The 21,529-nt window shown below is 39.3% G+C and carries 22 protein-coding genes and 1 tRNA gene; 6 read left to right on the forward strand and 17 right to left on the reverse strand.

The features are described from left to right. Positions 1-88: 88 nt before the first annotated feature. From FJR38_RS22595 to FJR38_RS22645, 11 genes are all read right to left on the reverse strand, one after another. Entirely contained in the window at positions 89-850 is a 762-nt protein-coding gene (locus tag FJR38_RS22595; RefSeq protein WP_168492512.1) for a phycobilisome rod-core linker polypeptide, read from the reverse strand. A gap of 118 nt (positions 851-968) precedes the next feature. Continuing rightward, the gene (locus FJR38_RS22600) at positions 969-1,697 is read right to left on the reverse strand and encodes a phycobilisome rod-core linker polypeptide (protein ID WP_168539612.1); all 729 of its coding nucleotides are present in this window, start codon (positions 1,695-1,697) and stop codon (positions 969-971) included. 140 nt (positions 1,698-1,837) lie between these two features. Beyond that, on the reverse strand, positions 1,838-2,578 hold the full coding sequence (locus tag FJR38_RS22605) for a phycobilisome rod-core linker polypeptide (RefSeq protein ID WP_168492510.1): 741 nt from the start codon (positions 2,576-2,578) through the stop codon (positions 1,838-1,840). A 128-nt stretch (positions 2,579-2,706) separates the two neighbouring features. Further along, positions 2,707-3,543: a phycobilisome rod-core linker polypeptide gene (locus FJR38_RS22610; protein WP_168539528.1), complete on the reverse strand. Its 837-nt coding sequence runs from the start codon at positions 3,541-3,543 to the stop codon at positions 2,707-2,709. Between the two features lie 37 nt (positions 3,544-3,580). Next, on the reverse strand, positions 3,581-4,180 hold the full coding sequence (locus FJR38_RS22615) for a HEAT repeat domain-containing protein (protein ID WP_168539530.1): 600 nt from the start codon (positions 4,178-4,180) through the stop codon (positions 3,581-3,583). A 78-nt stretch (positions 4,181-4,258) separates the two neighbouring features. Beyond that, positions 4,259-5,113 carry a HEAT repeat domain-containing protein gene (locus FJR38_RS22620; protein ID WP_168539532.1) on the reverse strand — a complete coding sequence of 285 codons (855 nt, stop codon included), beginning with the start codon at positions 5,111-5,113 and terminating at the stop codon, positions 4,259-4,261. A 16-nt stretch (positions 5,114-5,129) separates the two neighbouring features. Next, positions 5,130-5,369 carry a phycobilisome linker polypeptide gene (locus FJR38_RS22625; protein WP_168492502.1) on the reverse strand — a complete coding sequence of 80 codons (240 nt, stop codon included), beginning with the start codon at positions 5,367-5,369 and terminating at the stop codon, positions 5,130-5,132. Positions 5,370-5,414: 45 nt separating this feature from the next. After that, entirely contained in the window at positions 5,415-6,275 is an 861-nt protein-coding gene (locus tag FJR38_RS22630) for a phycobilisome linker polypeptide (RefSeq protein ID WP_168539534.1), read from the reverse strand. Between the two features lie 277 nt (positions 6,276-6,552). Then, positions 6,553-7,041 carry a phycocyanin subunit alpha gene (gene cpcA / locus FJR38_RS22635; protein ID WP_168492498.1) on the reverse strand — a complete coding sequence of 163 codons (489 nt, stop codon included), beginning with the start codon at positions 7,039-7,041 and terminating at the stop codon, positions 6,553-6,555. 87 nt (positions 7,042-7,128) lie between these two features. After that, positions 7,129-7,650 carry a phycocyanin subunit beta gene (locus FJR38_RS22640; protein ID WP_168492497.1) on the reverse strand — a complete coding sequence of 174 codons (522 nt, stop codon included), beginning with the start codon at positions 7,648-7,650 and terminating at the stop codon, positions 7,129-7,131. A 626-nt stretch (positions 7,651-8,276) separates the two neighbouring features. Further along, complete coding sequence (locus tag FJR38_RS22645; protein ID WP_168539536.1) at positions 8,277-9,209, reverse strand: RluA family pseudouridine synthase; 933 nt, start codon at positions 9,207-9,209, stop codon at positions 8,277-8,279. A 225-nt stretch (positions 9,210-9,434) separates the two neighbouring features. On the opposite strand from FJR38_RS22645, the gene FJR38_RS22650 reads away from it, so the two are divergent. After that, the gene (locus FJR38_RS22650) at positions 9,435-10,475 is read left to right on the forward strand and encodes a response regulator (protein ID WP_168539538.1); all 1,041 of its coding nucleotides are present in this window, start codon (positions 9,435-9,437) and stop codon (positions 10,473-10,475) included. A gap of 265 nt (positions 10,476-10,740) precedes the next feature. Here the strand turns inward: FJR38_RS22650 and FJR38_RS22655 are convergent, their stop codons facing one another. From FJR38_RS22655 to FJR38_RS22680, 6 genes are all read right to left on the reverse strand, one after another. Further along, positions 10,741-13,785 carry an SUMF1/EgtB/PvdO family nonheme iron enzyme gene (locus tag FJR38_RS22655; RefSeq protein WP_168539544.1) on the reverse strand — a complete coding sequence of 1,015 codons (3,045 nt, stop codon included), beginning with the start codon at positions 13,783-13,785 and terminating at the stop codon, positions 10,741-10,743. Next, positions 13,782-14,132: a hypothetical protein gene (locus FJR38_RS22660; RefSeq protein ID WP_168539546.1), complete on the reverse strand. Its 351-nt coding sequence runs from the start codon at positions 14,130-14,132 to the stop codon at positions 13,782-13,784. Before FJR38_RS22660 ends, FJR38_RS22655 begins: the two co-directional genes overlap by 4 nt. A gap of 132 nt (positions 14,133-14,264) precedes the next feature. Beyond that, positions 14,265-15,017: a uroporphyrinogen-III C-methyltransferase gene (gene cobA, locus FJR38_RS22665; RefSeq protein ID WP_174764096.1), complete on the reverse strand. Its 753-nt coding sequence runs from the start codon at positions 15,015-15,017 to the stop codon at positions 14,265-14,267. Next, positions 15,010-15,747 carry a sirohydrochlorin chelatase gene (locus FJR38_RS22670; RefSeq protein ID WP_168539548.1) on the reverse strand — a complete coding sequence of 246 codons (738 nt, stop codon included), beginning with the start codon at positions 15,745-15,747 and terminating at the stop codon, positions 15,010-15,012. Before FJR38_RS22670 ends, cobA begins: the two co-directional genes overlap by 8 nt. A gap of 112 nt (positions 15,748-15,859) precedes the next feature. After that, positions 15,860-17,218, reverse strand: coding sequence for a serine/threonine-protein kinase (locus FJR38_RS22675; RefSeq protein WP_168539549.1), 1,359 nt, complete (start codon positions 17,216-17,218; stop codon positions 15,860-15,862). A 60-nt stretch (positions 17,219-17,278) separates the two neighbouring features. After that, entirely contained in the window at positions 17,279-17,659 is a 381-nt protein-coding gene (locus FJR38_RS22680; protein ID WP_168492491.1) for a DUF4359 domain-containing protein, read from the reverse strand. Between the two features lie 120 nt (positions 17,660-17,779). On the opposite strand from FJR38_RS22680, the gene FJR38_RS22685 reads away from it, so the two are divergent. The 5 genes from FJR38_RS22685 to FJR38_RS22705 all read left to right on the forward strand — a co-directional run bounded on the left by FJR38_RS22685 (position 17,780) and on the right by FJR38_RS22705 (position 21,479). Further along, positions 17,780-17,852 (forward strand) — tRNA-His (locus tag FJR38_RS22685). Positions 17,853-18,651: 799 nt separating this feature from the next. Beyond that, positions 18,652-19,227: a DUF924 family protein gene (locus tag FJR38_RS22690; RefSeq protein WP_168539550.1), complete on the forward strand. Its 576-nt coding sequence runs from the start codon at positions 18,652-18,654 to the stop codon at positions 19,225-19,227. Between the two features lie 323 nt (positions 19,228-19,550). Then, positions 19,551-20,483 carry a nucleotidyltransferase family protein gene (locus FJR38_RS22695; protein ID WP_168539551.1) on the forward strand — a complete coding sequence of 311 codons (933 nt, stop codon included), beginning with the start codon at positions 19,551-19,553 and terminating at the stop codon, positions 20,481-20,483. Further along, positions 20,464-20,787, forward strand: coding sequence for a hypothetical protein (locus FJR38_RS22700; protein WP_168539553.1), 324 nt, complete (start codon positions 20,464-20,466; stop codon positions 20,785-20,787). Before FJR38_RS22695 ends, FJR38_RS22700 begins: the two co-directional genes overlap by 20 nt. Positions 20,788-21,026: 239 nt before the next feature. After that, entirely contained in the window at positions 21,027-21,479 is a 453-nt protein-coding gene (locus tag FJR38_RS22705) for a PqqD family protein (RefSeq protein WP_168539555.1), read from the forward strand. Positions 21,480-21,529: the final 50 nt, after the last annotated feature.

Here is a 21,529-nt window from a genome sequence, read left to right on the forward strand (position 1 = left end):
TCAACCAACAATTAAAAATTACTAAACAGCTTGTACAATCTGCTTTTTTAATTTTTAATTATTAATTTTTAATTCCCAAAAAGCGGTACTAGCGTTTGCCACGGTAAGGAACGGCGTTGAGGTAATCAATGTCAAAAGAAGATAGCTTTTGAGCATAGTTACCTTTACCAGATACAGAAGCCGCCATAGCTGCAAACTTCCGAGGATCTCCTTCTACCATCCGCTTCTCTTTCGCTTTAGCAGTGTAGAAGTTCTCCAAGGTAAAGCGCCAGTCGGTTCTGACTGTACCTGCTGTTTCTTGGAAGTCTGCACCGTAACGGGGAGTTACTAAGTTAAAGGGACGATCTACGAAACGCTTACGTTGGTAAGGTACAGTATTTTCACCGAAGTTTTCGGTGTATTCTGCGCTGTCTACTAAAGCATCAACAAAACCGCTAAAACCTTTTGTACCAATGACAATTGACCAAGCAATTTCTTCTTTTTTATTGTAAGCACAACGACCCAATAAGCGTTTGAGGGTGATGTCTACTAAACGGTAGTTGTTGTTAACGGAGACAACTAAACGATAGAAAGCTTCAGATTTAGCTAAACCACGGATAAAGTCACGAACTGACAAAGAACCGTTTTTCAGTTGAGATTCTAAAGTACCTTGACGGTTAAACTTAAGAATTTCATGTTCGCTAAAAACTTGGCGATAAGCAGCCCAAATGATGCTGCTAATGTCAGTGTAAGAACTAACGTCTTCTAAACGATAGATATAAGGTGTATCTTCATTTTTGTCAGCAGCGCCAAAGCTACCCACCCGGTGATTTTGACTGCTTGGATTGTATTGAAGTAATGGCAATGCCATGTTGTTTTTTTCCTTTTATTATCAAATTAAACAAAAATTTAGCGGTGAAAGATGAATAAGGGTTGATTACTCAAATTCCTCATTCATCTTTCTTTCCTAGTTATTTTCCCCTATTTGGTTAATAGATAGAACTAATTCCTAACCAATTGAGGATAAATAAGAAGGTAATGCCTGCGGTTATTACTAGTAATACAGCAGACAGGGCCCCCCAATCAACATTTTGACTAAATGCGGGTGACAAAGACCCACTCCACTGAGGAATATACCGCCTTTTTTGGACAATACCTGCTCGGTCACGATAATCAGCACCATAACGAGGGGTAAAGCTAATAGGACGGTCTGTGGTCATTCTTTTGCGTTGATAGGGTACGGTGTACTCGCCAAAGGCTTCTTCGTACTCGCTACTATCAATCAGCACATCCACAAATTTTCCCCAACCCAGAGTAGCAATTTGTATTGACCAAGCAATTTTTTCTTGATCATTGTAGGGAGAACGACCCAAGATCCTTTTCAGGAACATTTCTACTAGCCGATAGTTGTTATTTGGTGTCACAACTAGCTGATAAAATCGTTCTGATTTCGCCAAACCGCGAATGAAGTCTTTAACCGTAATTGACCTATTTTTGAGTTGGGTTTCTAAGGTAATTTGGCGGTTAAATTTGAGGATCTCCTGTTCGTTGAAGATTTGGCGATAGGCAGACCAAATTAGTTGTTCAATTTCGCCGGGTGAGTTAGCATCTTCAATTCGGTAGATATAAGGAGTGTCTTCGTTAATATCTGCTGTACCGAAGCTGCTAACTCTTTGGTTTTGAGTTGTCGGTTTGTATTGAAGTAAAGGAATTGCCATTTTCAAGAACCTGCCTTTTGGTAAAGTTGGCATCTTAAAATGTCGTTATTTTTAGTAAACTAACTAAAATCAAAATCCTTAAAAAAATACAAACTTAAGATTTTCAACCGAGATTCCCCAGCTAGTTAAAAAACTATTTATTACAAGGGAAAACTAGCACTAGGACTGATGGAAACGGGAATACCTGCTGGTGTTGTTTCCTTGGTCGTGTTAGGAATTTGGATATTGGCAGTGCTAACTGGTGTGTAGGTCACTGTTCTAATATTAATGGAATTTGCCATATCCAAAAAGTTTTTGATGTCGCCCCATTTATAACGAGCATCTTCTAGTTGGTCGCGCCAGTAATCGCTGTATCGTGGTGTTACCAAATTAAAGGGACGATCTTTATAACGCCGTCTTTGGTAGGGAACGATATTTTCGCCAAAGTTGCTTTGATATTCTTCAGAATCTAACAAAGCATCAACAAAACCACCCCAACCTTTGGTAGCAATGACAATTGACCAAGCAATTTCTTCTTCTTTGTTGTAAGGTGCGCGACCTAATAACCGTTTTAGTCCAATTTCTACTAATCTGTAGTTGGAATTACTTTGAATTACTAAACTTTGGAAAGCTTCAGATTTAGCTAAACCCCGGATAAAATCGCGGACGGTAATGGCTTTATTTTTTACTTGGGATTCTAAATTACCTTGGCGGTAGAATTTGAGAATCACGTGTTCGCTAAAAAGTTGCCGATAAGCAGCCCAAATTAGTTCTTCTACTTCTCCACCAAAGGCATAGTCTTCGATGCGGTAAATTGTGGGTGTATCTTCGTTGGGGACTTCATAACCAGAAACGCGCTGGTTTTGAGAACTGGGTTTGTATTCTAGTAGAGGTATTGTCATGTTTGTTAATTGTTAGGGAACAGGGAACAGGGAACAGGGAACAGGGAACAGGGAATAGGGAACAGGGAACAGGGAATAGGTGTTTCCCAATCACCAATCACCAATCACCAATCACCCATTACCAATAACTAATTTTTGGCGATCGCCGGAATGTAACGATAAGGTAAGGAAACTGCTACAGGTTTAACTGTGGGTTGTTCTTGGTTATCTCTGCTGGTATCAGGGATTTCGCCGCTACTAACGTAAGATTGGGCGGTGGCTAAACTGCGTTGGTAGTTGCATTCGTCAGTAATAATAGACCCAGCCATGATGAAGAAGTTGGCGGGAATGGCCCGACGGATATCTGCTGTAGTCAGTTCTCCGCTGGTACGGATGCTGTAGTAGGAACGACCTGCCAATCCACGGATGTTTTGAGTATCGCGCCAGTCAGCACCATAACGGGGGTTAGCTAGGTTAAAGGGGCGATCGCCAAAACGACGACGTTGGAAAGGTACAATGTCATCACCAAAGTTATCTATATACTCAACTGATTCCAACAAAGCATCTATAAAACCGTGCAAACCTTTGGTAGCAATGACAATTGACCAAGCGATTTCTTCGGCTTTGTTATAAGCAGCCCGGCCTAAGAAGCGTTTTAAGGTGATGTCAACTAAACGATAGTTGGTATTTGTCTCTGCTACTTGGGTGCGGTAAACGTCTGATTTTCCCAAACCCCGGATAAAATCACGCAGGGTAATCGCCCGATTTCGCAGTTGTGATTCTAAAAAGTTTTGCCGATAGCTGGCTAAAATCAGGTGTTCGCTGAAAATTTGCCGATATGCAGCCCAGATGATGGCATCAATATCTTGATCTGAGGTGGCACGATCTAAACGATAAATGGTTGGGGTGTCTTCGTTGGGGACTTCGTAGCCGTCTACTCGCTGGTTTTGCGTTTTGGGCGAATATTCTAGTAATGGTATTGACATCTTTACTTTTACCTTGTTATATGGTATATAAATCTGTTTACTGGCTATAGGCCAACTGAACGCGAGCGCGAACGGCTTTTTCAGTTTCGTTAGTCAGCATTAATTGAAATTTAGCCAAAATAGGCGGTTGTACTATGGCTACTTTTGCTAAAGCTTGTAAACCAACAACAGCAGCATAACGAATTGACCAGTCTGTATCTTCGCAGATTAACAGAAGTGCCTCTAGGACTCGGTTGATGGCTGTTTCTGCTTCAGAAATTTCTAACTGATGCCAATGTAAGTTTCCTAGTCCTTTAATCGCAGCCCGGCGGACACTGGGGGCAAAGTCAGTTTTTGCTGTAGAGATGAGAATATCCAAAGCACGGGGATCTGCGATCGCTGCTATTGTGCGAATCGAATAAGCCCGTGCGCCATAGTTATAATCATCAATTTGTTCTAGCAGTTGGGGAACTGCTATTTCTCCCAACTCTGTCAATGCTGCTGCTGCAACTATTGCCGCCTCTGGATTGTTATAACCAAAGACGGCAATTAAGGCGGGAATTGCCGATGGATCTTTGGCTGCTGCCAGATTTTTAACCGCTGTCACCAGTTGAGATGGTGTTTCTGCTACGGTGACAGCCCGAATTAGTTCATCCATTTTTCAGTTGTCAGTGGTCAGTTGTCAGTTGTCAGTGGTCAGTAGTTTTGCAACTGACAATTGACAATTGACTACTGACTATAATAGTGAATCCATCAAATTCATGACTTGGATAGCTTGCTCAGAAATACCAAAAGTATCAGACTGTTCTGGCAGTTGATACTCTAATAATCCTTTTAAAGCAATAAGTTTGAAGCTATTTTCCACTTGAGCAGAGGCGATCGCTGCTGCTGCTGGCAAATACCCGATTGCCCCCAAGTCCCCCAACACAACGCGACGCATCTTTAAATCACCTGTTACCAAGGTTTTCACTAATAACTCGCCATAAGCAGAGTCTTGTGTCAGTTGGTACATGGCTCTAGCTGCGGAGCATTGCAATCGGGGAACTGGATGATTGAGAAAAGGCTGAACAAGGGAAATAGCCTCAGTTGCACCCATAGCTCCCAAGGCTTCTAATACTGCTGTATAGGGTTGGGTAAGGTGGGGTAGTCCTGGTACTTGTACAGCCTGGTCAACTCCCCCATCTAGGAGTTTTATCAGTGCTGGTAATGCTGTTTTATCCCCTAGCATCGCCAAAGATTGGGCTGCTGCTTCGCGGACATAAAAATCAGCACATTCTAAGCACTTAATCAAACTTGGTACGGCTTTTAAGTTGCCTAGTTTACCAAGCGCCCTCGCGGCATTCCGCCGTAAGGGATAACCACCCAGTTCTGTTCTGTCGGCTTCATCCTCTAACGCTGTAATGAGTGCGTCTATGGCTTCTGGCTGACTGACTCGGAACTTACCCAACCACCAAGCAGCATAATAGCGGAGACTTAAATCTGATGATTGCAGGTTAGCGATTGCGTCCCGCACGCCTTCGGCGAACGCTATCTCTGGTGTCAGAGGTGGTGCATTCTGGGCAGAATATTCTTCTCCACTGGTTTCTATCATTGCCAGGGCTTTCTGCTTACTCTGCTACGGTCAAAGATTCAATTTTGACGATTCTGCCACCGAGACGGCTAATCCGCTGCATTTCTTCATTCATGCGGTTATAGGGTACGGTAATAAATACGCTACCACTGCGGCGAATGTCAAATTTATTTTTGTCGGTTTCTTGGTTTTGCTTTAAGCCGACAACTTCGTAACGAAATACGCGGCTTGCAGATGAAGAAACGCTACCAGCACCAAGTGTGGTTTGACCGAACATTCTCTATCTCCTGTGATGTGTTTTGTCGGTGAACAGCACTAAACCTTATGTTGATGTGACGCTGACAATTTTGCCGCCAACTTTATGAATTTGCTGCATTTTGTCTAAAAGGCGCTCGTAAGGGACAATAAATACTGTGCTGCTGCGGCGCACGCTGGGGTATCCTGGATTGCGAATGCCTGTAACTTCAACTCGGTAAGTGCGATCTGATTGTCCTACGGCATTACCTAAGTTTTGCTTAGGAGCGTCATCCGCAGATACACGGAAACCCCAATTATTGTTACTACCAGAGGGTCCAACAACTGAGGAAGTCTTATTACTCGCTAATTCCCGCGCTAAACGAGATTTATCACCTTCGACTTGAGCAGTGTCGCTGTTGGCATAACCACGGTATAAACGGAACATCCGCGTAAAACCGGCTGCACTTTGTCCTGATTGAAAATCAAAACCGCGATAGTAGGGAACTACACTTTCCCCAAAGCTGTTTTGATATTCTTCAGAATCAATGTAGGAGTCAATTTCCGCGTCGTAACCTTGGTTAATATATAAGTCTAAGTGGTAAGTTACTTCTGACTCATTGTATGGTGCGCGACCCAACAAGTGTTTATAGTTGAGTTCAATTAACCGAGTTTGGAAACTGTTGTAAAAGAATTTAGCTTTGTAGAGTTCCGATTTAGCAACGCTGCGAACAAACTCGCGCACGCTTAAGTTACCATCGCGTAAAAGTGACTCTGCACCAATCAAGCGATCTGATGCCAATATATAGTCATTTCCTAAAACGTGCCGATAAACAGCACGAATTACTGATTCGACTTCTTCTCGGCTGGCGTTGGGGCGCAGTTCAACTCGGCGTGCGTCGCTAAAAGGCTCTGTCCCCAGTCTTGATGCTGCTGCTGTAATTGCCATGTTTTTTCTCCTTTATTGTTTTCATTTCAATCCAAAACCACCTGAAAAAGTGATTTTCACGCTCTGATTAACAACTTCAGTTATCTGGAGATAAAACGATGCCCGGAGCTAGATCCAATTGCTAGGTGAACCAGAATGATCTTGGAGATTTTAACGCCACTTAATTTATAGTTAGAATATTTTCCAACTTACGCAGTGACTCCCCATGAACGACTGGCGAACCCCCTTAGGGGTAACTCCATCTAACAATTATATCCCTCTCCGGGCATGACGCTATCTAGCTGAGAGCGTTGATTGCATAGTCAATATAGGTGTTAGCTTCGTTAGCAGCTTGACCGCTTAGACCGTGGCTGGCTTTGATTGATTTCAAAGCTTCTACGTACCAGCTAGGAGATAAATCAAACGCGCCGTTGATTTCAGACAAACCAGCAATTAAGAACTCATCCAAAGGACCTGTTCCACCAGCAACTAGGCTATAGGTGATGATGCGTAGGTAGTGACCAACGTCACGAGCGCATTTAGCTTTACCACGGCTGTCAGATGCAAATTGAGCGCCTGGTGTAGAGGTGGTGTAAGGGAATTTGCTGTATACGGCGCTGGTAGCACCATCAATCAATTTTTGAGCGTTAGCTGTCAAACCACGAGCAGCTTCCATGCTGGCAGCAGCACGAACAAAACGGCCGTTAACTGCTTGTAATTCGGTGTTGCTTAAAAAGCGTCCTTGGGTATCAGCAGATGCGATTGCTTCGGTAATTGGTGTTTTCATTGGTGAAAATCTCCTAGAGTGTTTCTTGCTTGTTTTGTTGGGAGAAGCTCAATTTAGGTTCGAGCTAATTTGATTTGTAAGAAATTGTTAGGCAACAGCAGCCGCAGCGCGGTCAAAGTAGCTAGCAACTTCAGAAACCAAAGAACTGCAATCACCTTTGGTGATCCCGTTAGGATCATTAATTTTAGCGATCGCTGCTTCTTTCATTTTGCCAACACCAACTGCTACAGAAGCACCAGGAGTACCCAAAGCTTGGTATGTTTCACGTAAACCGTTTAAGCAACGGTCATCAAGAACACTAGCATCACCTGCTAATGCTGCATAGGTTACATAGCGTAAGATGATTTCCATGTCGCGTAGGCAAGCAGCCATACGACGGTTGGTGTAAGCGTTGCCGCCAGGAGCAATCAAGTTGGGCTGTTCTTCAAACAAGGCACGAGCAGCGTCAGTAACAATGTCTTTAGCGTTGCTTGTAATCCGGTTAACGGTATCTAAACGCTTGCTACCAGAAGCTACAACTGCTGTTAAAGCATCTAGTTGTTCGGTGCTGAGGAATTCGCCTCTAGCGTCAGCTTGGGAAACAACCTTGGAAAATACATCTAATGTCATGGACTCTAATCTCCTAAATTACTTAGTTGAGAGATCTCTAAATTAAAACTAATTCGGATTGGTTGGCAACAGAATCAAATCAAAGCGCTTCTCAATCTATCTTCTCATATACTAGACCATATTTATATTTTATGAACTAGAAATTATGAGAGTCATGAGGGATTTTATGAGAAACTGGCAAACTTCGTCAATTGCCTGCTTTGTTTAACTTTTTTCTGTTGTTTAACCCCTACAGTTTATGTTTATACAATGCCATAGAGTCTTTATTTGTTACAAATTATGAATAAATAAGATGATCGCCTAAGAAAAGCCTCAAATCCTTTACATACAAGGTGTGTAAGTGAGAAAAAATCAATATTTACGTTACATAAGTTTACAATTCTCGAAAAGAATCGCAATATTTTGTTTGTTAATATTGTTTAAATTTTCTATAAATCCCTTGCTATAAATAGATTACAGCCCTTTTTGGTTGTTTTGGGATGTTACTGAATTGGATTAAGGATTGTAAATTTACATTGTTAAATAATTGAAAGAAGTTTCTTCTCTTTTTCCCCCAGGGGGGGATTTTAAGGTAAAAAAGGTTATATGCACAAAATGGGACTAAGGCTTCATAATTTTATTAAATTTTAAGAAACTCCACTGCGACGGCGTAATACTTCCAATAAAGTCGTAAAGCTGCGGGGAGGAGGCGCTGTGACTGCGACTAAATTTCCAGAAACGGGATGTTGTAACTGGAGTTTCCAAGCGTGTAAGGCTTGTCCTGGTAGATTGACACCAATGGAATGACCAGAACTATAAATAGGATCACCAACGATAGGATGACCGATTTTGGAACTATGGACGCGAATTTGATGGGTGCGTCCTGTTTCTAGTTGGAAGTGAATTAGTGTGTAGTTGCCAAATCGCTCTTGTACCTGCCAATGAGTGATAGCATTACGTCCACCATCTTCTACAGAGACAATGGCCATTTTTTTGCGGTCTTGAGGATTGCGACCAATGGGTAAGTCTATGCTTCCGGTTGAGGTTTTGGGGACACCGTAAACTAAACCTAGATATTCTCTGCGAGCGGTTTTTGCTTGTAGTTGTGCTTGGAGGTGCTGATAAGCTAGATCTGTTTTAGCGATCGCGATCGCTCCAGTAGTATCCTTGTCTAAACGGTGGACTATGCCCGGACGTTGAACACCACCGATTCCTGGTAAATTGGGGCAGTGTGCCAATATAGCATTAACTAAAGTGCCATCAGGATGTCCTGGTGCGGGGTGAACAACCAAACCAGCGGGTTTATTGAGAATGATGATCTCTTCATCTTCATAGAGAATATCGAGGGGAATATCTGCTGCTACTAGTTCTAACGGTTGGATTGCCGGAATTTCTAGTGTAATGCGATCGCCACTTTTTAGATGAATTTTCTTAGATTTGCAAACTGTATCATTAACTTGCACATGACCCTGTTCGATTAACTGCTGGATGCGTGAACGGGATAAATCTGATAACTCTTGAGATAAATAGACATCTAGGCGCTGACAATTTTCTGGGACTTGGATATTAATTACGGACACGATTAGTAGGGGGTAATTTAAAAAACATTGAGATTAAAAATTATAAGCGTTCTGCTGGAACATCTCTACTTCATTTTTTCATCATAGGTTTAACATACTTTTTTATTTCTCCAAAAAATATATAGTAACCTAAAGGGAAGAATTCAAAAGACAGGATTCAGAATGTTTATAAAATACATTAATTAACTGATCATGAGAGAAAAATTTAATGATCAATTTCCGACCATGAATACAATACCTATTAGTAGATATAGATTTTTCCAAAAGTTACAACCAATTACTCTATTAAAGAAGATTACTAATAATTCGTTTACTGGTTGTTTACAAGTATTTAGTGAATCTGGTGCATGGTCAATATATATGGATAAGGGTAAACTAATTTACGCTAGTTACTCTGAAGAAATGTTTGAACCTCTTTACCGAAATTTACAGAAATTGAGTCAGCAAATTTCTACTCTTCCTAGAGGTATTAATGAACAGGTACGGATGATTTTTGAAAAAGATATTGAGAATCAGTCAATACCAAATCCCGATTATTTAGCCATTTGTTGGTTAGTTAATCAAAAATATATTAGTCACTTTCAAGCTGCTTTGCTAATTGAGCAATTGGCATTAGAGGTTTTAGAATCATTACTAGATTTAGAACATGGTAGTTATGAGTTTGTCCCTAATACTTTTTTAGATGATCTCCCTAAGTTTTGTCATTTGAATTTAAGAACTTTAGTAGAAAAATGTCAATCAGGGGTAAAAATTGATGTTGAAGAAAATTTGAATTTTGAAAATTATCATCAGTCACATCCAGTTAACAAATTTCCAGAACAATTACCCAAAAGCAATTCATATCAAGTTGATTATGAGCCTAATATAAATCAGCCGATCAATTCCCAAGTTACTGAGAGGAAAAAATACAGTATTTTGGGTGTAGACAATGATTATAACATATTAAATGCTGTAGCAGATTTTTTAGATGAGCAAATATTTTCTGTAATTAAATTTATGGATTCTTCCCAAGCTTTAATGGAAATTCTGCGCGTACAGCCAGATATCATTTTACTAAATATAGAAATGCCTCATTTAGATGGCTATGAAATTTGTTCTTTATTACGAAAACACACACATTATCAAAATATTCCTGTAATTTTGATGACAGAAAGAATGGGATTAAGAGATAGAGCAAAAGCCAAGTTTGTGAAAGCTAATGGTTATTTAGAAAAGCCTTTTTCTCAAGGAGATTTACTGAAAATTATTTTTCACCATATTGTGTGAGAATTATTAACGAGAATAGGTAGAAATCTAGACTTTAGGAACATTCTCTAAATCCAAAATCTCAGCATTTATTCATTAATAACCTAAGTTGCTAGTTAGAGAAATTGTCTGAATCAGGATTTCCAGGATTTAAGGATGAACAGGATTAAAAAGTAAAAATGGAAGCCGTTTTTAGTATAATTTAATCAGTTTTGCAAAAAAAATTTACTCGTGTAGCGAGTAAAGACAGAAAAAAATAGAAAAAGCGCAAGATTGCAAAGGGCTACTAAGTCCTCGCCGCACCACTACACACAATCCGAAAACCAATATCTTCATGTTCGTAGTCGTCGAAGTAGAAGTTATTACGACAAGCAGAACGGCAAAAAAGGGGAATGCTTCTCCAAGAACCACCGCGTAGCAATCTTGTAATAATAGAATCTTCATCTATTCTCATAGATTGTTCATTATTTAACCATGCGTTCCCATCTGTAGGCGCACCTTCATAGCTATTATGCCAATGGTCTTGACAAAATTCCAGTACGTTGCCATGCATATCGTATAATCCAAAGTTATTGGCTATTTTAAAGCTGCCTACTTCTGTTGTTTCTGCTCGATAAATTCCTTCAACCTCATCATCATAGTTATAGTCACAATTATAGTTAGCTAAATCTTTTGTAATTGTTTCACCAAAGTGAAATGGTGTCGTAGTTCTGCTTCGACAAGCATATTCCCATTCTGCTTCACTTGGTAGACGGTAGCTTTTGCCTGTGTATTTGGAGAGGCGATCACAAAATTCAATTACATCATACCAGGAAACTTGTTCTACTGGTCGGTTATCAGCTTTAAAATAAGATGGATCTACTTTTAATTCTCGGTTAAGTTGGGGTAGTTTGGCCACCGCTTTCCACTGCGATTGTGTCACAGGGTGCTTACCCATAAAAAAGGGTTGAACAGTTACTTCATGTTGAGGTTGTTCACAGTCATCCCCTTCTCTTTTAGATGAACCCATCGTGAAGATACCACCAGGGATGGCAACCATTTCTAAGGTGATATTTTCACCCAAGTTTTCATTAAAGTATTGGGCTTGTTTGGTTTCTCGTTGAATGATTTTGCCACTACGGTTAACGGTAACAGTTTCAAACTCAAAAAACTTTAGCTCATCACTTTTTTGTCCCAAATATGGAACATCTTTAAATTCTTCTTTAGAAGAAAAAGCAGCATTCACAGGGATCATAAGTTTAACTAAATCTTCTCCCTCTTTATCCTGATTTCTTTGGGCTGCTGCTAAAGCTAAATTCAATTTTAGTACCGGGTCTTTATCCGGTTCAATCCAAAGCCAATGAGGACTTAATGAAGCTGTAATTCTCGCACTGTGACAGATTTTGTCTGAACTCATTTCATGCTCATAACCCCATTCCAGAAATAAGATTAAATTTGAGCTTTCTTGTAGAAGTAACTGCTGCCCTTTATGCTCATCTCCATTGCTAAAAAGCTTGAAAACTGTGTCACAAAAATTGCGATGATAGAAATCCAAAACTTGAGGAGCAATATAGTCAATTCTTCTTCCTTTCTGTAATTTACTTTCTGCATAAGTACGGGCGGGTTCGGGTAAATTTACTCTCCAATCAGATGCAGTAGGAGATTTTTCTGCCATCGAAAACTTAGACAATTCCAATAAAGCCTTATTCCCACTTCTTCCCCAAATATCCCTAGCTAAATCTCGACTTAACCCACTAGGAAAGAAAGCCAATAAGGGAAATATATCTTGTCCTTCTACCGATAACATTTCAAAAGAACGATCTAAAGTTATCCGCAGACTTCTTTCTTTTCTTTCTTGAGGAGAATAAGCAGCAAGAACTTCCAGTGGTTCATCTATCAAGTCTTCACACAGCATCTTGAGAGTAGATTTAGTTTCTGCCATATAAGATGCTGCTAATTTAATCGCTAAGGGATAACCATCCAGAAACTTAACTAAAAGATTAAAATCTTCTAGTAAATCATCATTACCCCATTGTGCTTGCGGTGGAGCATACTTTTTAAATATCTCTCTTGTTTCTGATGCTCCCATGCTGTAAACTTCTTCTTGATGACAATAAAGAATATCCCCTGCTAGAGAATCAAGAGAAGTTAACAACATTCTTAATTTAGGACATTGTTCTAAAAGCGAGTTCAAAAATTCAATTAATTCATTAGATTCTTTTTCAATCAATTTATCCAAATCATCGAGAATTAAAAACAGTCGACTATTCTTTAATTCTTTTTCTAAGGCAAAATTACTCAATTCAAGACTCTGTTTGATTTTCGTAATTAGTGTTCCTACAGAATCAGTATCGCGTAAACTAATAAACCAAACTCCATCCTTGTAGCGATTTCGTTCATGTAACCACTGACCAATAGCATAAGCTAAGGACGTTTTACCTATTCCTCCCATACCATGTAGGGCTATACAACGTTTATTATCCGACTCTACCAGTGCTTTAATTACTTGATGTATTTCTTTTTTGCGTCCTACAAAGTTGGTATTATCAGGGGGAATATTAGTATTTGACCACTGGGGATATATAACTTGATGAGAATCGGCTGGTTCTATAATCAGTGATTGATTATGGGAAGATTGGGGTAATAATCGAAATTTGAAAGCTTCATCAAAATTAACTCCTTGCTGAAAAGTTTGAGAGTTAAAGATTGCTTTTAATTTATCATCAAGTTTAACTGCATTACGACTCAATAAAAAAGCATTAGCAATGTTATCTTGATTAAATAATGCTTGATAAAGTCGTCGAGAAAAACATCGGGCTGCAACATCTAAAATCTTATCTTCAGCGTCTACTCCAATTACATGAGATACTCCTGCTTTGACAAAAGCTTGAGCTAACTTTTCTGAATGACAGGCATTTAATAATGCTAATTGACAGGGTGCTTGTTTCTGATTTGATAGGGCAATTTCTAACTCTTCCTCACTAAAAGAACGAGTCATTCCTACCTTATTTTCTAACACTAGGGCTGTACTTTCTCCCTCTGTCATCCCATGACCAATAAAGTGAATAATCAGTGGTTTGACGCGACTAGATAACACATCTTGTAATGTTTGTGAGGTGGCTACTTTCACCACTATTTCCACTGCTATAGGATGAGATATATCCTCTAGCACTTCTGCTATAGCATCAATTTCTTTCTGAATTGATAAATTCTCTACTGGTGATAAATCTTCATTGAGTAGAGGGGCTGAAAACAGGATGAGAATTTGATTACTGAAGGAATGATCTTGTTTGGAGAGTTTTTCTACCCCAGGATTAAGGGGGATTTTTACAGCTATTTGTGAGACAATCATGCTTCTAGTCTTTTAAACCATGCTTCTATTTCTGCTTCTGTAGCGGTGCTGAAGTCAATATCAGGAAGTTTTGGGTGTTTTAACTTGCCTTTTGCTTCTATCCCTTTTTCTCGTAATTTTTGCCGCCAATTATTGATTGCCTTAGCCGCTTTGATACTATAATCTATCAACTGTGCCGTCGTTGACGCTACTGTAATAATCAAAACAATGTCATCTACACCTAACACGCGGTTTGATGACTTCTGTATCTTCAGTGAACTTAGAGATAGTGATGTTTCTAAAGACTCTATTTCATCTGGGGATAATTGGGATGAAATCAATATGCTACAGAGAGGAATTTCACTCATTTACACCTCTAAAAGTTTTATTTAGGAGTAGTCTTTTGAATACGAAATACTACCAAATGTATCATCAAATATTACCACTTCTAAACAAATTTTCAGTGATTTGCAGCAGATATCGCCCTTGTCAGCTTTTCCCTATTTTTTGTCCTCTACAGAACCAGATAATATACCGTGTAATTTTACAACTGCACCAATTACCGCGATCGCTGGTGCAAGAAATCCCTTTGCTTCCACTTCTTCTACAATTGTCCCCAATTCACCTATTAATTCTTCCTGTTCTGGCCGAGTTCCCCACCGCACTAAGGCAATGGGTGTATCTAAACTCAACCCAGCTAGAGTAAACTGTTCAACTATGTAGGGTAAATTGTGAATACCCATATAAATTACTATAGTTTCTGAACCGTGAGCGATCGCTTGCCAATTTACCTGAGGTTTATACTTACCAGCGGATTCATGTCCAGTCACAAAAGTTACGGAAGAACTATAAAGACGATGGGTTAAAGGAATACCTGCATAAGCTGGTGCGGCAATTCCTGATGTAATCCCTGGGACAACTTCAACGGGAATACCTGCGGCTACCAATTCCGCCATTTCTTCCCCACCACGACCGAAGATAAAAGGATCACCACCTTTGAGCCGGACAACTATGCCATGATTCTCAGCTTTCTCAATCAGTAATTGGGTAGTGACTTCCTGTAACAGCGAATGTCTACCCATGCGTTTACCCGCGTTGATTTGTTCGGCTTCGGGATTTATCATGTCCAGCACTTCTGGACTCACCAAAGCATCATAAATAACGACATCTGCACAAGCCAACAACCCTTTTCCTTTGAGTGTCATGAGTCCAGGATCTCCAGGACCAGCACCAACTAAATAGACTTTACCCAAAAACTTTGTCCTCTTCTTTAATGAAATCCCAGATTAAATCAGCAAATTCTCGACTTGTTCCTAAAGGTGGTGCGAGTTGAAAACTTACTGATGGAAATTGTAATTTTAGCGTTTCTACTGCCAGAGCGATCGCATCAGTTATCCCACCTGTAAATAAAAAATATGGGAAAATCGCAATTTCTTGATCACCAGCAGCTATCAATTCCTGTACTCTTATTTCTAAACTCGGAGGTACAGACCAATAAGCCGTAACTGCGCCCACACTAGCCGCTATACTTTCCACAGGAGCATGAGAACCAGCCCGTCTGCTACCATGAGCTAAAATAATTGATACATCTGCTTTTACCGTCATCATCATCCTAGCGACAAACTTGCCTAACCCAGGATAACTACCAATATAGGGACGCAATTCCATGATTATTCCTGCACTTATCACCTCTTGTGCGATCGCAATTTCTGCGGGAACATCAGTCATGACATGAAAACCCGGTAACAAAAATAGAGGGATAATTTGCAGATTTTTACAGCCAAAAGCCTGAACACGATCAGCAAAATCTTGTATTTGCAGATGTAAAGGTTGGATATTTGCTTCTAAGGTAGCGACACCTACGAAATTTTCACCTTGAGGTAATATCTCACTTAACAGCCTAGCTAATTGCTCCATAGCCATATCTGGACGAGGATCACGACTGCCATGAGATACTAAAAGATAAGCTGTATTACTTTGCATAATTAGGGCTGGAAGAAGGTGACAGGTGACAGGAGAGAAGAAGGAGTCAATTGTTATTGATTTATCTAAGTTTTCACTTTATTAAGCATTGTCAATTGTCAATTATCAATTGTCAATTGTTCCTAATATAACAGCTTGCCACCTTTGCAGTTAAAGCTTTCATGTGTCTTCCTAACTGATTACCACTAACCCAAAAGTGAGAAGGTAAATGGCCTGTTGGTGCAGATAATTTAAAAGTTAATTGTTGACGGACAGAAGTAGCATTGGGCAAATACCAACCTACTGTACTGCAAAATTCTGCATAGTCGCGATCGCAGGTATTATAAATTTGGGTTTGGATACTAAAACCAAAATGCCCTTGACTATATTTTGTCCACAATTGGTCAATTATTTGTAAATCCTGACAAGGTAAAGTTTCTAAATCACTATTAGATAAATAACTACCTTTCCGTTTAGATAAAGCTTGACACATTAACGCCCAAGTTTCTGCATCTGCTTTTTGCCAATGTTTCCATGCGAGGAAATCACGTAATTGCTGGTAATTAATACCTGTATCCGAACGGAGAGTAGTAAGTTGCTGTTTCTTGGCTGGTTGGGTATTTATTGCCATTGCTGCTAGGACTTCCTGAGCAGATTTGTAGCGTTGAGCCAAGGCATTATGAATAAGTTTATCCAGAATTTCACTTAGATGAGATGTAACATGATTGTCTGGAGGTAAATAATCTCGCCAAATCCAGCGATCGCTTGTATCATCAAATAAATCAAAGGGAGAAATCCCCGTTAATAGCTGAATACAACTTACACCCAAACTATAAAGATCACTCGCTGGTAACACTTTACCCCGCATTTGTTCAGGGGCCATGTATTCAGGACTCCCAATAGTTGTTCCTGTTTTCATTACCCCAGTTGCAGAAATATATTTAGCAACACCAAAATCAATTAATACTAAATCCCCTCCTAGAGATTTTCGCATTATATTTTCCGGCTTAATATCCCTGTGAATAACATGATGACCATGCACAAATTCCAACACAGGTAATAAATCTTGCAGTAATTTCTGGATTTTCCCCTGATTAAAAACTCCTTGCTGCTCTAATTCCTGGGCTAATGTTTGTCCGGAAATTAATTCTTGTACCAAATACAAGCGATTTTCCTGTTCAAAATGTGCTAATAATTGGGGAATTTGGGGATGGCGCAAATCATCTAAGCGCACTGCTTCTTGACGAAATAATTCTACAGCTTTGCGAAAGCTGGCTAGATTCTCTTCTGGGAAACAGAGTTGTTTAATTACGCATTGAGGTTGAGAAGGGATATGTTCATCCACACCTAAAAGTGTTCTCCCGAACCCACCCTTACCTAAAGGATAAAGAGGACGGTAGCGATCTTTAAGTAAAAGCGGTTTACCACATTTAAGACAAAACAGAGCATTATCTGGATTTTGCGGATACAGACAGTTAGTACAGAAACTCATCACAGAGTAGTTTTTTCCGGGACTACTTGTATCTTAAGTCTTCATCTGATTTCTGCTGATTTATTTTTCTTGGGCATTGTAAGTGTAAAATTGATTCAACGCGCCTACTGTTTCAAATTTGTACCCTGGTATCCAAGAATCAAGCTTGATTTCGGTCCGATAAATACTAAAGATCATATAATCTTGTCGCTTGGTTGTGCTAGTAATTAGTTCTTTGATGTGCGGTGTTGCTGACTCCAGCACTTGCTCACAATTAGTTTTGATTAATCTTTCTAAAAAACTTGGTGTTTTTTGACATACATCAGTTTTTAGATATGTTGTCAGTTTTTGGACTGCATACTTTTCATATTCAACCTGATTGGGATTTGTCTTCGACATCATTGCCCCTAGAATGCCAATACCCGCTGCGCCTACACATATAAGCATAGTTAAAGGTTTCATATTCCTACTTGATCTAGTCCGATTGTTAGTCTTTTAAAGACTACCAAGAAAATTCTCTAATTTCTGGCAAAAAAAACTTGATCATTTTCTGGAGGTTGTGCTATACTCAAGTAGTGAATGGCGAGCGTAGCCAAGTGGTTAAGGCAGTGGTTTGTGGTACCACCATTCGTGGGTTCGATCCCCATCGTTCGCCCTGATAAATATATTTTTACAGATATAGAGACGTTCCATGGAACGTCTCTACAGGATTTAAGGCGTGTGTTGTAATCTACCGCTACCACGGCCTTCTTTTTTAGTATTCATAAACAATTCGATTTCCTCAAATACAAAAACGTTGATTTCTGACACCCTGTGTATTTTTAACAAGCCTTGAATTTGGCTAGTACCGCAATGCAGCATCAAAAATTAACACTGAAAAATCTAACAATTAGCTTCCTACAAGCTTTTGAGTTGAATTTTGCTCAGGAATTGTTGCCTTACTGTACTTTCTGAAGTGTTAAAGCCAAAAATCGTCTAAACAACCAATACCTACAAAAAAATGGCGCAGGTATTGAACAAGAGGACATAATTGCTATATGCCATTACAAAGCATAATTTGTGCAGGTTAACAGGTAGCACAATTTCTATTATAAAATATTTGGCAAAATAATAAATCTATCGAAAGTAGGATTCTGTAAAATCATGAAGAAATGAACCGCAGAGGACGCAGAGGACGCGGAGAAATAAGAGTTTCAGAGAGTTATTGCGTAAGTCCGATAGGAGTATTCCAAGTAAAAAAATGCCCAATTGTCATTGCGTTCGCGGAGCGTGGCGTTAGCCATATGGAGCGGAGCGGAATGAAGCAATCTCTGGTTTTGGATCATTTATTGTTTGGAACACTCTAGAAGATGAAAATGTGATGACATTATGGTAATCATCTCAAATTAAATTACCAAAAATACCAGATATATGTGTAAAATGCGACAGGTGCTTTGTAATAATCAATAACAGCAATGTCACAGGCAACAGCTATTTTGGATTTTTGGTTTGGTTATCCAGATGACCCAAATTACGGTAAAGTGCAGCCATTTTGGTTTGACAAACAACCAGATTTTGATGCTAAAGTCCGCGATCTTTTTTTTGAAGTTTACCGAGAAGCAGTAGCGGGACACTTACATGATTGGATGAATGCACCTGAAAGTTGTCTAGCTTTAATTCTCTTGCTAGATCAATTTCCCCGAAATATGTTTCGTGATACTCCAGAAGCCTTTGCAACGGACTGGGAAGCAATTTCATTAGCACAACACGCGACAAGTAAAGGCTATGATCGGCAATTATTATCTGTGAAACGTTGGTTTATTTATTTACCATTTGAACACAGTGAAAACCTAGCTGATCAGCGCAAATGTATTAAGCTATTTCAACAACTTAGCCATGATCCTGATAGTGCTAAAGCGATTGAATCAGCGTTTCGACACAAGGAAATAATTGCTCGATTTGGTCGTTTTCCCCATCGTAATGAAATTTTAGGACGCATCTCTACCCCAGAAGAAGAGGAATTTTTACAACAACCTGATTCTTCATTTTAATCTCTTGGTGATGGGTGATAGGATATTGAGAAATATCTTTACCTCAAATTTCTTGAATAATTGTCACCCTTCGGGTGAATGCCTCAGGCACGCTACGCGAACACCAGTCGCTCATGGGGGTTTCCCCCATGACCGCGCGCGCTGGTTCACCTGTCACCTGCTATATTGCTCAATTTTATGAACTAATGCAGTTCTGCCATGGTTGCAAAACTAAGGATCACTTTGCTTATCACCCTCGTGATTAATTTTGGTGAAGCAACACCTAAAAAATAAAAATTATTTGTAATAATTGAAATTCTGATTTTTTTTAATGGAGACTGAAATTGCATCATTCAACTGTTGAGACTATATTATCACAGACTAATTCTGAAATTGAATTGCTACTTTGCTGTGCCAGAACTAAGATAGAACCAGAAAAAGCTGATCATATTAGAGAACTTCTAGCAAAAAATATAAATTGGGGTAAATTGATAGAAATGGCGCAACAGCAACGAGTGTTGCCTCTATTATATTCCAGTCTTTCCAGAAATTTTTCAGATGTAGTTCCCAAAGAGATTTTGAGCAAATTACGACTTGATTTTCTGGCTCAAACTAGGCGTAGTTTACTTTTAAGTGGGGAATTGGTAAGGCTGCTAAATTTATTTGCAGAAGCAAAAATATCAGTTCTCCCCTTTAAAGGACCAGTTTTGGCTGCGAGTGCTTATGGAAATTTATCACTGCGACAGTTTAGCGATTTAGACATTTTAGTTCACCCGCAGGATGTAGAAAAGGCCAAACAAGTATTCGTGTCTCAGGGATATAGCCAGAAGATTGAGCGCATCGAAGTTACAGAGGCTCAAAAAGCTGCGTTTGTGCGATCGCAAAGCATCTATAAATTAGTTCGTGAAGCTGCTTATCCTTTTATCCACCCGGAAACAGAACTGGTAGTAGAACTTCACTGGGGAGTAATGCCAAACTATTTTTCTTTTCCCATTGATTGTGAGGCATTATGGCAAGACTTAGAACCAGTTACGATTGCTGGTAAAAGTGTTCCCAATCTTTCTCCAGAAAATATGCTGTTGATGTTAGCTGGACATGGGACAAAAGACTGTTGGACAAATTTAGCTCGCATTTGTGATGTGGCTGAATTAATTCGCAGTTATCCCCAGTTAAATTGGGAAAAATTGCTCGAACAAGCAAGAATTAAAGGTGGTCAAAGAATCTTATTTTTTGGCTTTGACACTAGCACGAAATATTTTGGGAACTGCTTTACCTGATGAAGTTTGGCAAAAAATTCAGACAGATCCAAAAGTTAGTTTACTTGCAGTTGAAGTTAGCCAAAATTTATTTCAAAAAACTGATGGCTCATTCCAAGACGGGAGAGTGACTCGTTTTCATCTGAGTGTTAGGGAACGTTTACAAGATAAAATACGTTATTCTTTGCGTTTGTCCACAACGCCGACAACTTCAGATTGGTTAATACTGCCTTTAGCAGAATTTCCCGCTTTTATTTACTATTTATTGCGACCTATACGGTTAGTTAGAGAGCAAGTATTAAAAAAAATTAACCAGAATTTCTAATTTTTCTATAGCAATTTTGAACCACAATATCCCTGACTTCACTAAAAATTAGGGCATTTTCGCATGAGTGATTTATGCCGATAGCTTCCGTCAGGAATACACAAATAAACTTGCTGCTATATTATCTATCTTTAAGAAAATGTAAATTTCTTTATTAAATCTTTAAAAAAGATGTGATCAAATTTACATTATAATTAAATTTGGGTTAAGCAAACAATCTCATTCAGTTTCAAAGCACAATGAATTTATCTGAAAAATTTAAAATCAATGTCCCGAAGGTTGTCCACGAAATGATTGAAGGTGAAGTAGTCATCGTCAATCTGGATGGGGGAGATTATTATAGTTTAGTGACAGTCGGAGCAGATATTTGGGAAAAACTAGCTAGAGGTCTTTCCAGAGGTGAGATTTTGGCAGAAATGCTTAATAGTTACGACAGTAGCAAAGAAACCATTGAAATCGGTGTTAATAATCTAATTGCAGAATTAGAAAGCGAAAATTTGATTAGTATTGATGCAACAGATGCAGAAAATCAAACGCATACAAATAATGATAATCTGCCAACTCAAGCTATAGAAAAGCTGAAATTTGAACCACCAACTTTAAATAAATATACAGACATGGAAGAATTGCTGGCTTTAGATCCCATCCATGATGTAGATCAGGAAGTGGGTTGGCCAAGTGCCAAGGTTTAAATCAATTAACAGAATTTATGTAGGTTGGGTTTTCTGATCTCAACCCAACC

Source organism: Anabaena sp. UHCC 0253, assembly GCF_009712085.1.
In the GTDB taxonomy this organism is placed as follows: domain Bacteria; phylum Cyanobacteriota; class Cyanobacteriia; order Cyanobacteriales; family Nostocaceae; genus Dolichospermum.

Excerpts from the sequence above, each read along its gene's own strand:
- FJR38_RS22595 (WP_168492512.1), bottom strand. The coding sequence starts at position 850 with ATGGCATTGCCATTACTTCAATACAATCCAAGCAGTCAAAATCACCGG.
- FJR38_RS22600 (WP_168539612.1), bottom strand. The coding sequence starts at position 1,697 with ATGGCAATTCCTTTACTTCAATACAAACCGACAACTCAAAACCAAAGA.
- FJR38_RS22605 (WP_168492510.1), bottom strand. The coding sequence starts at position 2,578 with ATGACAATACCTCTACTAGAATACAAACCCAGTTCTCAAAACCAGCGC.
- FJR38_RS22610 (WP_168539528.1), bottom strand. The coding sequence starts at position 3,543 with ATGTCAATACCATTACTAGAATATTCGCCCAAAACGCAAAACCAGCGA.
- FJR38_RS22615 (WP_168539530.1), bottom strand. The coding sequence starts at position 4,180 with ATGGATGAACTAATTCGGGCTGTCACCGTAGCAGAAACACCATCTCAA.
- FJR38_RS22620 (WP_168539532.1), bottom strand. The coding sequence starts at position 5,113 with ATGATAGAAACCAGTGGAGAAGAATATTCTGCCCAGAATGCACCACCT.
- FJR38_RS22625 (WP_168492502.1), bottom strand. The coding sequence starts at position 5,369 with ATGTTCGGTCAAACCACACTTGGTGCTGGTAGCGTTTCTTCATCTGCA.
- FJR38_RS22630 (WP_168539534.1), bottom strand. The coding sequence starts at position 6,275 with ATGGCAATTACAGCAGCAGCATCAAGACTGGGGACAGAGCCTTTTAGC.
- cpcA (WP_168492498.1), bottom strand. The coding sequence starts at position 7,041 with ATGAAAACACCAATTACCGAAGCAATCGCATCTGCTGATACCCAAGGA.
- FJR38_RS22640 (WP_168492497.1), bottom strand. The coding sequence starts at position 7,650 with ATGACATTAGATGTATTTTCCAAGGTTGTTTCCCAAGCTGACGCTAGA.
- FJR38_RS22650 (WP_168539538.1), top strand. The coding sequence starts at position 9,435 with ATGAATACAATACCTATTAGTAGATATAGATTTTTCCAAAAGTTACAA.
- FJR38_RS22655 (WP_168539544.1), bottom strand. The coding sequence starts at position 13,785 with ATGATTGTCTCACAAATAGCTGTAAAAATCCCCCTTAATCCTGGGGTA.
- FJR38_RS22660 (WP_168539546.1), bottom strand. The coding sequence starts at position 14,132 with ATGAGTGAAATTCCTCTCTGTAGCATATTGATTTCATCCCAATTATCC.
- FJR38_RS22670 (WP_168539548.1), bottom strand. The coding sequence starts at position 15,747 with ATGCAAAGTAATACAGCTTATCTTTTAGTATCTCATGGCAGTCGTGAT.
- FJR38_RS22675 (WP_168539549.1), bottom strand. The coding sequence starts at position 17,218 with ATGAGTTTCTGTACTAACTGTCTGTATCCGCAAAATCCAGATAATGCT.
- FJR38_RS22680 (WP_168492491.1), bottom strand. The coding sequence starts at position 17,659 with ATGAAACCTTTAACTATGCTTATATGTGTAGGCGCAGCGGGTATTGGC.
- FJR38_RS22690 (WP_168539550.1), top strand. The coding sequence starts at position 18,652 with ATGTCACAGGCAACAGCTATTTTGGATTTTTGGTTTGGTTATCCAGAT.
- FJR38_RS22705 (WP_168539555.1), top strand. The coding sequence starts at position 21,027 with ATGAATTTATCTGAAAAATTTAAAATCAATGTCCCGAAGGTTGTCCAC.